This window comes from Subdoligranulum sp. DSM 23681, from assembly GCF_057005535.1.
On sequence record NZ_CM168050.1, the window covers coordinates 1628894 to 1641726 of the forward strand.

The 12833-nt window shown below is 64.6% G+C and carries 12 protein-coding genes; 9 read left to right on the plus strand and 3 right to left on the minus strand.

Features of this window, described 5'->3' with window-relative positions; genetic code table 11:
• Nucleotides 1-113 precede the first annotated feature (113 nt).
• Together AC127K_RS07510 and AC127K_RS07515 are read left to right on the plus strand one after the other, a co-directional pair.
• A complete protein-coding gene (locus AC127K_RS07510) occupies nucleotides 114-2774 on the plus strand; it encodes an NYN domain-containing protein (protein WP_483720074.1) in 2661 nt (886 codons plus the stop codon).
• A gap of 18 nt (nucleotides 2775-2792) precedes the next feature.
• On the plus strand, nucleotides 2793-3815 hold the full coding sequence (locus AC127K_RS07515) for an acyltransferase family protein (RefSeq protein WP_483720075.1): 1023 nt from the start codon (nucleotides 2793-2795) through the stop codon (nucleotides 3813-3815).
• 49 nt (nucleotides 3816-3864) lie between these two features.
• On the opposite strand, the gene AC127K_RS07520 is transcribed toward AC127K_RS07515, so the two are convergent.
• Entirely contained in the window at nucleotides 3865-4482 is a 618-nt protein-coding gene (locus AC127K_RS07520; protein WP_483720076.1) for a DUF4230 domain-containing protein, read from the minus strand.
• Between the two features lie 256 nt (nucleotides 4483-4738).
• On the opposite strand from AC127K_RS07520, the gene AC127K_RS07525 reads away from it, so the two are divergent.
• The 3 genes from AC127K_RS07525 to AC127K_RS07535 are packed head-to-tail and all read left to right on the plus strand — an operon-like array spanning nucleotide 4739 to nucleotide 7063.
• Nucleotides 4739-5602, plus strand: a complete 864-nt coding sequence (locus tag AC127K_RS07525) for a transporter substrate-binding domain-containing protein (RefSeq protein ID WP_483720077.1) — start codon at nucleotides 4739-4741, stop codon at nucleotides 5600-5602.
• On the plus strand, nucleotides 5602-6264 hold the full coding sequence (locus tag AC127K_RS07530; protein ID WP_483720078.1) for an amino acid ABC transporter permease: 663 nt from the start codon (nucleotides 5602-5604) through the stop codon (nucleotides 6262-6264). The genes AC127K_RS07525 and AC127K_RS07530 overlap by 1 nt, the downstream gene beginning before the upstream one ends.
• Nucleotides 6265-6280: 16 nt before the next feature.
• Nucleotides 6281-7063, plus strand: a complete 783-nt coding sequence (locus AC127K_RS07535) for an amino acid ABC transporter ATP-binding protein (protein ID WP_294542507.1) — start codon at nucleotides 6281-6283, stop codon at nucleotides 7061-7063.
• Between the two features lie 243 nt (nucleotides 7064-7306).
• On the opposite strand, the gene AC127K_RS07540 is transcribed toward AC127K_RS07535, so the two are convergent.
• The gene (locus AC127K_RS07540; RefSeq protein ID WP_483720079.1) at nucleotides 7307-8164 is read right to left on the minus strand and encodes a hypothetical protein; all 858 of its coding nucleotides are present in this window, start codon (nucleotides 8162-8164) and stop codon (nucleotides 7307-7309) included.
• Between the two features lie 40 nt (nucleotides 8165-8204).
• Nucleotides 8205-9134: an extracellular solute-binding protein gene (locus tag AC127K_RS07545; RefSeq protein ID WP_483722180.1), complete on the minus strand. Its 930-nt coding sequence runs from the start codon at nucleotides 9132-9134 to the stop codon at nucleotides 8205-8207.
• 258 nt (nucleotides 9135-9392) lie between these two features.
• Here AC127K_RS07545 and AC127K_RS07550 point away from each other — a divergent pair, with 258 nt between their 5' ends.
• Genes AC127K_RS07550 through AC127K_RS07565 form a run of 4 tightly spaced genes read left to right on the plus strand, consistent with a single transcriptional unit; the run spans nucleotide 9393 to nucleotide 12782 of the window.
• Complete coding sequence (locus tag AC127K_RS07550; RefSeq protein WP_483720080.1) at nucleotides 9393-9842, plus strand: response regulator; 450 nt, start codon at nucleotides 9393-9395, stop codon at nucleotides 9840-9842.
• A complete protein-coding gene (locus AC127K_RS07555; protein WP_483720081.1) occupies nucleotides 9824-10828 on the plus strand; it encodes a sensor histidine kinase in 1005 nt (334 codons plus the stop codon). The genes AC127K_RS07550 and AC127K_RS07555 overlap by 19 nt, the downstream gene beginning before the upstream one ends.
• A 48-nt stretch (nucleotides 10829-10876) precedes the next feature.
• Nucleotides 10877-12406, plus strand: a complete 1530-nt coding sequence (arfA, locus tag AC127K_RS07560) for an arabinosylfuranosidase ArfA (RefSeq protein WP_483720082.1) — start codon at nucleotides 10877-10879, stop codon at nucleotides 12404-12406.
• A 31-nt stretch (nucleotides 12407-12437) separates the two neighbouring features.
• Nucleotides 12438-12782, plus strand: coding sequence for a cupin domain-containing protein (locus tag AC127K_RS07565; protein WP_483720083.1), 345 nt, complete (start codon nucleotides 12438-12440; stop codon nucleotides 12780-12782).
• Nucleotides 12783-12833 lie beyond the last annotated feature (51 nt).

Below are 12833 nucleotides of genomic sequence, written 5' to 3' on the forward strand. Positions count from 1 at the left end.
GAAGATGCCGCCGCCCGGGGCTCCCTTTTGGGGCCGCCCGGGGTGGACAACCCGCCGGAAAACGGTATAATAATACTGAGATAGTATGGAATTCTGAAACTGTGGGGGACTGTATGAAACGTCTGGTCATCGGGGTGCTGGCCCATGTGGACAGCGGCAAAACCACCCTGTCCGAAGCCCTGCTTTTCCGGGCCGGGGTGCTGCGCAAACTGGGGCGGGTGGACCACCGGGACGCCTTTCTGGACACCGACGCATTGGAGCGGGCCCGGGGCATCACCATCTTTGCCAAGCAGGCGGCCTTTGTGCTGCCCGCCGACGAGAACGGCCCCGAGACCTCGGTGACTTTGCTGGACACCCCCGGCCACGTGGACTTTTCCGCCGAGGCGGAGCGCACCCTGCAGGTACTGGATTACGCGGTGCTGGTCATCTCCGGCACCGACGGTGTCCAGGCCCACACCCTGACCCTGTGGCGGCTGCTGGCCCGGTACCATGTGCCCACCTTGATTTTTATCAACAAGATGGACCTGCCCGGGGCGGACCGGGCGGTGCGGCTGCGGGAACTGCGGGGCCGCTTCGGGGACGGCTGCGTGGACTTTGGCCCCGATGTGGACAAGGCAGCCTTCCAGGAAGCCCTGGCCATGGCCAGCGAACCCCTGATGGAAGAGATCCTTGCCGGAGGCACCCCCGAAACCGAGGACATCATCACCGCCATCGCCCGACGGCAGGTTTTTCCCTGCTTTTTCGGGGCGGCCCTGCGGCTGGACGGCATCGACCCGCTGCTGGATGCCCTGCGCACCCTCACCCGCCAGCGGGAGGCCATGGAGGAATTCGGCGCCCGGGTGTTCAAGATCTCCAACGACGAAACCACCCGCCTGACCTGGCTCAAGGTCACCGGCGGGGTGCTGAAAGTGAAAGATATGCTCCAGAGCCGCCCGGACGCGGCAAAGCCCTTCTGTGAAAAGGCGGACCAGCTGCGGGTGTACTCCGGCACCAAGTACCGCCTCATCAGTCAGGCAGAGCCGGGGGATGTGGTGGCGGTCACCGGCCTGACGGTGACCTATCCCGGCCAGGGCCTGGGCGCCCAGCCGGACGCCGACCTGCCGGTGCTGGAACCGGTGCTCAACTATAAGGTGGAACTGCCCCAGGGCACCGACCCCCACACCGTCCTCAAAGCCCTGCGCACCCTGGAGGACGAGGACCCCCTGCTGCGGGTGGTGTGGAACGACGCGCTGGGCGAGATCCATCTGCAGCTCATGGGCGAAGTGCAGCTGGAAGTGCTGCAGAGCCTGCTGCAAAGCCGCTTCGGGCTGGAAGTGTCCTTCGGGGAGGGGGGCATCCTGTACAAGGAGACCCTCACCGCCCCCGTGGAGGGGGTGGGCCACTACGAGCCCCTGCGCCATTACGCCGAAGTGCATCTCTTGCTGGAACCGGGCCCCCGGGGCAGCGGCCTGCAGTTTGCCGCCGCCTGCCGCCCGGACACGTTGGACGGCAACTGGCAGCGGCTGGTGCTCACCCACCTGGCCGAGCGCACCCACCCCGGGGTGCTCACCGGGTCGCCCCTGACCGATGTGAAGATCACCCTCACCGCGGGCAAGGCCCACCTGAAACACACCGAGGGCGGCGACTTCCGGCAGGCCACCTACCGCGCGGTACGCCAGGGCCTGCGCACCGCCGCCAAATTGGGGCGGGTGCAGCTGCTGGAACCCTGGTACGCCGTGCGGCTGGAACTGCCCGCCGACTGTCTGGGCCGCGCCATGACCGACCTGCAGCGGCTGGGCGGGGAGATGGATGCCCCCCAGCAGCAGGCCGACGGCACCGCGGTGCTCTGCGGCACCGCCCCGGTGGCGGCCCTGCGGGGCTACGCCCGGGAGGTGGCCGCCTATACGCGGGGGGCCGGACGTCTCATCTGCACCCCCCAGGGCTACGCTCCCTGCCACAACCCGGAGGAGGTCATGGCCGCCATCGGCTATGACGCCGACGCCGACACCGACAACCCGGCGGATTCGGTCTTCTGCAGCCACGGGGCCGGGGTGCTGGTCAAGTGGGAGGATGTCCCCGCCCGGGCCCATGTGTCCAGCGGCCTGGGCCGCAATGCCCCCGACGCCGACACCGAGGAGGACGGGGAGGAGGACACCGGCAGCGCCCGCCGTCGGGCGGACGCCTACCGGGGGACCCTGGCCCAGGACAAGGAACTGCTGGCCATTTTCGAGCGCACCTACGGCCCGGTGCGCCGCCGCAATGAAACCAATCCCAACGCCCGCCGCAGCGCCGACCTGGACGCCCGCCGTGCCATGGGTCACAGCCGCACCCCGGCCGCGGCCCAGCCCGCCGGACCGGAGTACCTGCTGGTGGACGGCTACAACGTGATCTTCGGCTGGCCCCGGCTCCACCGTCTGGCGGAGGGGGACCTGGACGCCGCCCGCCGCCGGCTGCAGGACATCCTGTGCAACTATGCGGGCTACCGCCGGTGCAAGGTCATCGTGGTGTTTGACGCCTACCGGGTGCGGGGCGGCGCGGGCAGCGTGGAAGCCTACCACAACATCCATGTGGTCTACACCCGGGAAGCCGAGACCGCCGACATGTATATCGAAAAGACCACCCATGAGCTGGGGCGCAGGCACCGGGTGCGGGTGGTCAGCTCCGACGGCACCGAACAGATCATCATTCTGGGCAACGGGGGCCTGCGGGTCTCTGCCGCCGCCTTTGAGAAGGAAGTGGCCGCCGTGGAAGCGGAGATCCGGGAATTTGTGGCGGGGCAGGACCCCGCCAACTGAAGGAAGGGGGAGAACGCCATGCCGGCCAAAACACACTGGGCGGGGCTGGACCTGATCCGGCTGCTGCCCATCCTGGTGGTGGTGACCTACCACTACGGGGTGGAGACCGCCACCGCGGGGCTGTATGCCTCCAAAGTCCTCACCTCCCCGGCCTACGGGGACCTGGTGCACCTGTCGGTCTTTCTCATGATCCTGCTCTCCGGGGCGGGGCTGGGGGCCAAGTACGCCGCCCGCCCCTGCCGTCCGGCGGAGTACATCCGCAGCAGGGCCGCCGCCATCTATCCGGTGTTCTGGCTCTGCTTTGTGCCCCTGTTCCTGTACAGCGATGTGTGGCACCGCAACAATGCCGCCGTGCCTCTGTGGAAGCTGGGCCTTTCCCTGGTGGGGCTGGACGGATACCTGCAGGCCTACACCCCTACCTTTTATAAGGTGGGGGAGTGGTACCTGGGCTGTCAGGTGCTGCTCTACTGCCTGTTCCCCCTGACCCTCTGGGCCGCCCGCACCCAGCGCCGCCGGCTGGGGCTGGGGGCGCTGGCGGTTCTGGTCTGGGCGGCAGGCCCCTGGCTCTGCCCGGAGGGGGTGGACTGGTTCCACACCGTCTGGGGAGAGTGGCCGGTGTTCACCCTGGGCATCCTCTTTGGCCACCTGCTGGGGCGGCGCCGTGCGGTGATCCCGGCGGGACTGTGTCTGGCGGTGGGGGTGTTCTGCGCCGCCGCGGGGTTGCCATCCTACCACAGCCTGAGCCTGCTGGCCGGGGCAGTGTTCTGGGCCCTGTTCTGGCTGGGGCAGGCCGCCCTGCCCGCCGTGACCCGGGTCCTGGCCCTGCTGGCCAGGGACTGCTACGGCGTCTTTCTGATCCACCATGTCTTCATCACCCTGGTGCTGCTGCGCTTTGTGCGGGCCCTGGGCGGGGGATTCCTGGTCTGGGCTGCCTTCTGGGTGGTCTGCGTGGCGGGCAGCTTCGTGCTGGCGGGGCTGGCCCGGCGCATCGCCGCGCCCCTGACAAAGGCCCTGCGCCCCAAGGCCGCCCCTGTCACCTGAAAAATACAAAAACAGCCTGCCGTGAAAAAAACGGCAGGCTGTTTTGCTGTCAGACAAAGTTCAGGGTGTATTCGTCCAGGTCGTAGGCCTGGGCAAAAAAGGCGGTGAGCAGGGTCTCGGCGTTCTCCCGGGCGTTGTCAAGCAAGCCGTTGGCGATGGCATCATTCTGGGCGTTGGCCTTCAGGTTGGTCATGTCCTGGTTGGTCTCCTCCAGGGTGATGGGCCGGAACACGCTCTCCTTCTCGTAATAGACCTGGAAGGAATCCAGGTCCAGCTCACAGCTCAGCACCTGGGCTTCGGGCAGGTGCACCGTGATGGCGGTGTCCTTCACCTCCCAGGTGATGGCGCTGAAATCATACCCCGCCTTGATGACCACATCATAGCTGTAGATGTACCGGCTCTGGGTGAAGGGGATCTGCACCCCGAAGATCTCCTGGGCGGCGGCGGTGGCGTTCACCTGGGTGGTGCGGCATTCCTGGGTGGCCAGCTCCCCGATGTCCTCAAACCCCAGTTTGGTGGTCTTGTACTTGTTTTCGTAGTAGCTGCGCATGCTCAGCCATCCCGCGGCCAGCAGCGCCGCCACGATGACCACCAGGATCAGTTTGGGAATAATCAGCTTGGCCAGCCAGTGGCTGCTGCGCGGCGGTGTCTGCACAGAACGTCCCATGATGCGACCTCCTTGGACAATCGACTTCCTTTTTCTTCAGTATACCACGTCGGCGCCCGCCTTGCCACCTTGGCCGCGGCAAAGAAAAGAAAACTGTCTGCCCACCGCGCACAGACTCCCCCTTTTTCGCTTTTCTTTTGCCCCGTACCCTTGCACCGCCCGGGGATTTATAGTAGTATAGTAAGGTACCTGCCGATTCACTGAACTAGAGACATAAAGCGGAAAACGGCCGGGTATCAATGAGGAGGAATGAACCATGAAAAAGTATCTGAGCGGCATTCTGGCCCTGGGCCTGGCCCTGAGCATGTGCGCGTGCGGCGCACCGGCCTCTGAACCTGCCGACACCGCATCCACCGCCGGCGGGGACAGTGCATCCACCGCCGAAGCTGCCGACACCACCGAGACCGGCGCCGCCGACAGCGATCTGGCCTATATCCAGGACAAGGGCAAGATGACCATCGGCTACACCGTCTACGAGCCCATGAACTACACCGACGAAAACGGGGAGTTCACCGGCTTTGACACCGAGCTGGCCACCGCCGTGTGCGAGAAGCTGGGCGTGGAACCGGAGTTTGTGGAGATCAACTGGGACACCAAGTTTGTGGAGCTGGAAGCCAAGAGCATCGACTGCGTCTGGAACGGCATGACCCTGACCGATGACATCAAGGCCAACGAAGCCTGCACCCAGCCCTATGTGAAGAACGCCCAGGTGGTGGTCATGAAGGCGGACGCCGCCTACACCTCCACCGCCGACCTCATCGGCAAGACGGTGGCCGTGGAAGCCGGTTCCGCCGGTCAGACCACCGTGGAGGAAGATGAAAACCTGATGCAGGCCGACGTCATCACCAAGACGGTGCAGACCGACTGCCTGATGGAGGTGGAAGCCGGCACCGCCGACGCCGCCGTGCTGGACCTGACCCTGGCTTCCGCCATGATCGGTGAGGGCACCGACTATGCCGACCTGGCCATGAAGGAAGAGCTGAACGTGGAGGAATACGGCGTGGCTTTCCGCAAGGGCAGCGACGCGGCCGCCGCTGTGGATGCCGCCTTTGAGGAGCTCAAGGCCGACGGCACCATGCAGACCCTGGCCGACAAGTACGGCCTGACCCTGGCAGAATGATGAGCGAAGCCGTTGTGATCTGGGGCCGCCTGACCGAAGCCTTCTGGCTGAACTTTCAGCTCTTTGCGCTGACGCTGGTCTTTGCTTTGCCCCTGGGCCTGGTGGTGGCCTTCGGCTCCATGAGCCGGTTTGCCCCGCTGCGGGGGGCGGTCAAGACCTTTGTGTGGATCATCCGGGGCACCCCGCTGATGCTGCAGGTCATCGTGATCTTTATGGGCCCGGGCCTGCTGGGCTTTGATAACCCCTGGCCGGCGGGGTCTTCCGGCCGTCTGGTGGCGGCGGTGGTGGCCTTTGTCATCAACTACGCCTGCTATTTCTCGGAAATTTACCGCGGCGGCATCGAGGCCGTGCCCAAAGGCCAGACTGAAGCCGGACAGGTGCTGGGCATGACCCGCACCCAGATCTTCTTCAAGGTCACCCTGCTGCAGGTCATCAAGCGCATCATCCCGCCCATGGGCAACGAGATCATCACCCTGGTCAAGGACACCTCTCTGGCCAACGTGATCTCCAACAAGGAGATCATCATGATGGCCAAGGAATACAGCGCCAAAGGCCTGATCTGGCCGCTGTTCTCCACCGCCATCTTCTTCCTGGTGTTTGTGGGGGCCCTGACCCTTCTGTTCGGCTGGCTGGAAAAGCGGCTGGACTATTTCCGCTGCTGAAAGGAGGCCGAACCCTATGGCATTGTTGGAAGTGACCGGTATCGGCAAAAGTTTCGGCAGCACCGCCGTGCTGCGGGACATCTCCCTGCAGCTGGACCAGGGGGAGACCCTGGCCATCATCGGGTCGTCCGGCTCCGGCAAGACCACCCTGCTGCGCTGCCTGAATTTTCTGGAAACGGCGGACACCGGTTCCATCAAGGTGGGCGGCGAGACCCTGTGGGACGCCGCAGACCCCCACACCCAGAGCGAAGCCGAGATCCGCAAAAAGCGGCTGCACTTCGGTCTGGTGTTCCAGAACTTCAACCTGTTTCCCCAGTACACGGCGCTGCAGAACGTGATGCTGGCGGGGCAGCTGCTGGCCAGGGAGCGCCCGGACTACAAGGCCAACCGCAAGGCCATCCTGGCCGAGCTGGAAGCCAACGCCTGCGCCCTGCTGGACCAGATGGGCCTGTCCGACCGGGCGGGGCATTACCCCCACCAGCTTTCCGGCGGGCAGCAGCAGCGGGTGGCCATCGCCCGGGCCCTGGCCCTGCACCCGGACATCCTCTGCTTTGACGAGCCCACCAGCGCCCTGGACCCGGAACTCACCGGTGAGGTGCTGCGGGTGCTGCGGGAACTGGCTGACCAGAAAACCACCATGATCATCGTCACCCACGAGATGCACTTTGCCCGGGACGTGGCCGACCGCATCCTCTTCATGGACAGCGGCGTGGTGGTGGAGGAAGGCCCCGCCCACCAGGTCATCGACCATCCCCGGGAGGAGCGCACCCGCCGGTTCCTGGCCAGTTACAGCGGCTGAACCCCTGCCCAACCCCAACAAAAGACAAGAAAAACCGCCGCCCCATCAGGGGCGGCGGTTTTTTGCTGCCGGGGACCGGCGCCGGGAAAGGTCCGGACGCTCTGCACATCGTCCGCCGCAGATACTGCGGATCTCCCCGGACGGGGCAGGCGGCGCAGGGCGCCGAGGAGCGCCGGGACCCGGAAAACCGGGCGGAAAGGGGGTCCGGGAGGCATGTCGGGCTTGTTTCCCGCCCGGGGCAGCTCAGTCCAGAATCTGGGTGCCGTTGCTGCCCGCCGTGAAGGGCAGGTCGAACTCGGCACAGTGAAGGGTGGCGGTGTGGCTGTCAAAGGCCACGGGGCGGTCCAGACAGCTCTGGCAGAAGGCGTCGAAGCTGCCGCTTTCCGCCGTGCTGCCGCACACCACCAGATAGGCGCAGGCCGGGGCCATGGCCCCGTTGCCGTACCAGTATCCGGGGCGCACCTCGCTCATATCCTCGCAGGTGTGGCCGGGGTGGTTGGCAAACACCACCAGATCGTCGCTCAGGGCGGCGTACCACATGTGCTGCTGGTAGCCGTACTCCCCGAGCTGGAACTGGGTGGTGCCGTGGAAATGCTCGTTCAGGGATTTCACATAGATGAAGTGGTCCCGCATCTCCTCCCGCTCTTCCGGCTGCCACACCCGCTGTACCCCGTCCCGGCGGGGGGACTGTACGCTGGTCAGCAGATAGTCGCCGGTCTTGTACCCGTCAATGCGGGCGTTGCTGGTGGTGTAGTGGAAGGCCCCGGTGCCGGCCGCGATCTCTTCCAGGTCGGCGGGCGGGGTGTAGCGGGTGGTGGCCCAGAAACTCAGGCTGGGGCAGGTGGCGTAGGGGGCGGCAGGGAACAGCCAGTTCAGCATGGCCTGCATGCTCTCCTCCCAGGGGGCGATGATGCCCCGGTACACCCGGCCCATGGGCGCGGCCAGGATCCCCCGGAAACAATGGCGGGCGGCCAGCTCGCGCATCTTCTTTTCGCTGCGCAGCTGGTTGGTCTCTTGCACATCGCAGGAAAATTCGCTTTCCTTGCGGCCGGTGTACAGATAGTGGCGGATGAATCCATCCGGCAGAACAGAATAGGACATGATCGGATGCCTCCCGAGGGAACGTCCGGTTCCCTCTTTTTTATACGATCTTCAGTCGGAATGCAAATGGGAAGTTCTTTTCCTCGAACCGGTAGCACAGGGGCAGGGTGGTGCAGCAGCTCTCCGACCCGATGCCGTGCTGGCGGTAGTCGATGTGCACTTCGGTCACATCGGCCCGGGTCAGCTCGTCGCTGTGGCGGGCGGCGCACAGGTCCTCCAGGGTATAGGGCAGCACCTGCAGGCTGAATTCCGGCCGGCCGGTGATGGCCACCCCGCCGGCGGGGCCGGTGACGGCGGCTTCCCGGCAGGCGGCGTGGGAGCCGGTCTCCTGGGGGCGGATGTAGTCGGTGAAGAGCTGGTCGGCGGTGGCCTCAAACCGGCCCAGATAGCCGCCTTCCAGGTAGCCCTTCATGAAGTCCTCGCTGGAGAAGTACTTGATGACCTCCCAGGCTGCGTCCTTGTTCTCGCAGCTGGTCAGCATGGTGAAGCCGAAGTTGGGGGTGCAGCTCAGCTCGCCCTTGACGGTGCCGTCCATGGTGGGCAGTTCGGCAACGCCCCAGTCAAAGGCCACGGGGAACTGGTCGGTGAAGACGCCCGCTTCCTGGGAAGCGTTGCCCCACACGGCGAAGGCGCCCTGGGCGAACAGTGCGCGGCTGTTGTCCACGCCCTGGGTCTCGGAACCGGGCAGCACGGAGCCGTCGGCGTACAGCTTGGCGGCGGATTCGATGACCGGCTTCCAGCTGGAGAAGTCGAAGACGCCGTTGACGTAGTCATAGCCCATATGGGTGGCGCCGCTCATTTCGGCCACGCCCTCGATCCAGCGGCTCAGCGGGCTGGAGGAGGTGAAGCCCACGCCGTAGACGCTGCCGTTGCCCTGGGCGGTGACCGCCTTGCAGGCTTCCACCAGCTCGTCCAGGGTGGCGGGCACGCCGTCATACCCACTAAAACGGACAAACGCAGCAGTTGAAATTTGTACACGATGCTAGAAAACAACGGCTCTTCGGCTTATTGCTTTTTTCAGGGTGGTGTGCTATCGTAAAAATACCGGCCGGGGCGCTCCGCGGGCCCGGGCCGCCGCTGCGGCGTCAGGCGCGGGGCGGCGACCCGGACAAGGCATCAAAAGTGCATCCCGTCCAGGCGGACCGCAACCCCTGGCTGCCCCCGCGCCGCGGCGCTTTTTCTGCCATGGGACGGGGGCCGGCGGCAGAAATTGATAGGAGGATTCTCATTGAATCAGAAAGTCACCGTTTTGATTGCCGATGATGAGCAGGCGATCCGCTCCGGGCTCAAGGCCATCGTCACCCGCATGCTGGACCAGGCACTGGTGGTCAGCTGCGTGGGCACCGGGCAGCAGGCCCTGGAGGACCTGCGCCGGTTCCGGCCGGACATCGCCATCGTGGACATCAATATGCCGGATGTGGACGGGCTGGAAGTCATCCGCCGCAGCCGGGAGATGGAACTGCCCACCCGCTTCTTGATCCTCAGCGGGTACGGGGAGTTTTCCTATGCCCAGAAGGCCATCCGCTACGGGGTCAAGACCTACTTTCTCAAGCCGCTGAACGTGGAGGAGTTCCGCACCGTGCTGCTGCAGCAATGCCAGGAGGTGCTTTCCCACCGCAAGAATGCCGCGGCGGATGAGCAGGAGATCACCCGGCTCATGTGTATGTGGAACCGGTGAAGTACAGCGGGCTGTACCTGGTGAATACGGTGGATGAAAGCGCCTTCTCCGCCGGCACCGACGACATCATGAACCTGCTGCAGATTTTGGCCGTGACCTGCATCGGCATCATCACCGCCGTCTGCGTGCTCATCTCGGTGCTGGTCACCCGGCCGCTGCGCAGCCTGATGTTCACCGTGCGGCAGATCGAACAGCGCACCTACGACGGCAAGACCCGCCTGACCACCAAGGACGAGCTGGGACAGCTGGAATCCGCCCTCAACTCCATGTACCACATCATGCAGCGGCAGTTCAAGGCCATCAAGCACGAGGAGCGGGAACGGTACAACGCCGAAATGCAGATGCTCACCGAGCAGATCAACCCCCATTTCCTGTACAACACTCTGGAATTCATCAACATGGAGGTGTACAACGACCGCCCGGACACCGCCTCCGAGATGATCACCAACCTGGGCGATTACATCCGCATCAGCCTGTCCGCCGGCAACAACCAGCACACCATCGAAAGCGAGCTGGAACAGGTCACCGCCTATGTGGACATCATGAGCTGCCGGTTCAGCAAGTCCATCGGCATGGTGATCAACGTGCCGGATGAACTGCGCCCCCGGATGATCCTCAAGAGCATCCTTCAGCCGCTGGTGGAAAACTCCCTCAAACACGGGTTCAACATCAGCGGCGGCGGGGTGCCCATCGCCCCCCGTATCGAGATCTGCGCCGCGCTGCAGGGCTCCGAGCTGTGCATCTCGGTCATTGACAACGGCGCCGGCATCGACGTGGAGCGGGCCCGCCAGATCATGTACACCAAGAGTCCGGCAGGTTCCAAGGAGCAGCATGTGGGGCTGAACAACGTCTACCAGCGCCTGCACAGCTACTACAGCAATGTGAACATCACCTTTGAGACCATCCCCTATTTCCGCAATGTCATCACCATCCATCTGCCGGCCTGCTTCTTTGACGATTCCGGCACCCAACCGCCCATCCCGTGACCGGACCCTGTCCGGCGCGCAGGAGATACATAACAGGAGGAACTTTGTATGGAACAGCAACATGCCATTATGACGGTAGACCGGGATTTTGTCATTGCCCCGGTGGACAAGCGCATCTTCGGCTCTTTCATTGAGCATCTGGGCCGTGCCGTGTACGACGGCATCTACTGCCCCGGCCACCCCGAAGCCGACGAGCAGGGCTTCCGCAAGGACGTGCTGCGTCTGGTGCGGGAGCTGGGCGTGCCGGTGGTGCGCTATCCCGGCGGCAACTTCGTCTCCAACTTCCGGTGGGAGGACAGCGTGGGCCCCGTGGACCAGCGTCCCGCCCGCCTGGACCTGGCCTGGCGCACCCTGGAGACCAACCGCTTCGGCCTGGATGAGTTCGTGGACTGGGCCCGCAAGGCGGACACCCAGGTGATGATGGCGGTGAACCTGGGCACCCGGGGCATCGCGGATGCCTGCAACCTGCTGGAATACTGCAACCATCCCGGCGGGGCACAGTACAGCGATATGCGCATCAAAAACGGCCACAAGGACCCCCACAACATCAAATACTGGTGCCTGGGCAACGAGATGGACGGCCCCTGGCAGGTGGGCCACAAGACCATGGAGGAATACGGCCGTCTGGCTGCCGAGACCGCCATGGCCATGAAGCAGATCGACCCGTCCATCCAGCTGGTGTCCTGCGGCAGTTCCAACGGCAAGATGCCCACCTTCCCCCAGTGGGAGGCCACCACCCTGGAACACACCTACAACTTTGTGGATTTCATCTCCCTGCACCAGTATTACGGCAACGAGAAGGGGGATACCCAGGACTTCCTGGCCTATTCCGACGATATGGACGCTTTCATCCGCAGCGTGACCGCGGCCTGTGACTTCGTGCAGGCCAAAAAGCGGGGCACCAAGCAGATCAACCTGAGCTTTGACGAGTGGAATGTGTGGTATCACTCCAACCAGAAGGACGACGAGCTGATGCGGGACGAACCCTGGAAGGTGGCCCCGCCGCTGCTGGAAGACCACTACACCTTCGAGGATGCCCTGCTGGTGGGCGAAATGCTCATCACCCTGCTGCGCCACGCCGACCGGGTCAAGATGGCCTGTCTGGCCCAGCTGGTCAATGTCATTGCCCCCATCATGACCGATGCCAAGGGCGGTCCGGTCTGGCGCCAGACCATCTACTATCCCTTCCTGCTGGCGTCCCGGTACGGCCGGGGCACCGCCCTGCAGCCGCTGCTGCGCTCCCCCAAGGTGGAAACTTCCGGCCACGGGGCGGTGGACGCGGTGGTGGCGGTGGCCGTCCACGACGAAGCTTCCGGAGAGCTCACCGTCTTTGCGGCCAACCGTGACCTGCAGAAGGATATCCCGCTGGAAGCCACCCTGCGGGGCTTTGAAGGCTACCGGGTGAAGGAGTTCCTGAGCCTGGAAAGCGAGGACCTGCTGGCCGAAAACAGCGCTGCCGGGGAGAAGGTGCGTCCCATCGCCCGCCAGGACGGCGTGATGGACGGTGCCTGCCTGCAGGCGGTGCTGCACAAGGCTTCCTGGAACGTGATCCGCCTGTGCCCCGCCGACCGCGCCTGAGAATGTTTGCGTAAAAAAAGGACGATACACCATGGAAAAACAGCATATGAACGAAATCTGGGTCCCCCATGCCGAGACCCTGCCCGAACCTGCCGGCGAGGGTGTGGTGCGCCGGGTGCTGGCGTACAGCAAGGACGTGATGTGCGTGGAGAACACCTTTGCCCAGGGGGCGGTGGGGGCCATGCACAGCCATCCCCACACCCAGATCACCTATGTGGTGTCCGGACGGTTCCGGTTCACCATCGGGGACACCACCCGGGAAGTGGGCCCCGGTGACACCCTGCTCAAGCAGGACGGCATCGTGCACGGCTGCACCTGCCTGGAACCGGGCATCCTGCTGGACATCTTCACCCCCATGCGGGAGGACTTTGTCTGATCCCCCGCCTGCAACGGAAATAAAAAAACGCCGTCCCGCGCTGCTTTCTGC